Consider the following 591-nt stretch of genomic DNA (forward strand, 5'->3'; position numbering starts at 1 on the left):
TCACCCGGTTCCGGCGGTTGCTGACCGCGGTGGCCGTGGATCCGGAGATCGCGCTGGGGTCGATCGAGATCCTGGACGAGGTCGAGCGCGCCGAAACCCTGTCCCGGACGGGTGGTCCGGCGGTGTCGGCTTCGACGTTGCCGGAGTTGTTGGCGGTGGCGGTGGCGGTGGATCCGTCGGCGCCGGCGGTGGTGTTCGAGGGCGTCCGGTACTCCTATGGTGAGTTCGATGTGCGGTCGAATCAGCTGGCGCAGGTGCTGATCGAGCGTTGCCTGGGTGCCGAGGATTTGGTGGCGGTGGCGGTGCCGCGGTCGGCGGATTCGGTACTCGCGGAGTGGGCGGTGACCAAGTCGGGTGCGGCGTTCCTGCCGATCGATCCGACCTATCCCGCCGATCGCATCGCGCATATGCTCACCGATTCCGGTGCGCCGGTGGGTATCACGGTGTCGAGTGTGCGGGCGGATCTCCCCGACTCGGTGGACTGGCTCGTGCTCGACGAGCTGGCGCTGGACACCTATCCGGCCGGTCCGATCACCGATGCCGATCGCGTCTGGCCGTTGACCCCGGCGAATACCGCCTATGTCATCTACA

At 67.5% G+C, this 591-nt stretch carries 1 protein-coding gene; it reads left to right on the plus strand.

Going from position 1 to position 591, the window contains the following annotated elements; all coding sequences use genetic code 11:
* A partial coding sequence (locus NGR01S_RS29750) for an AMP-binding protein (RefSeq protein ID WP_157107518.1) occupies positions 1 to 591 on the plus strand: 591 nt, incomplete at both ends.

Source organism: Nocardia grenadensis NBRC 108939 (genome assembly GCF_001613445.1).
GTDB lineage: Bacteria > Actinomycetota > Actinomycetes > Mycobacteriales > Mycobacteriaceae > Nocardia > Nocardia grenadensis.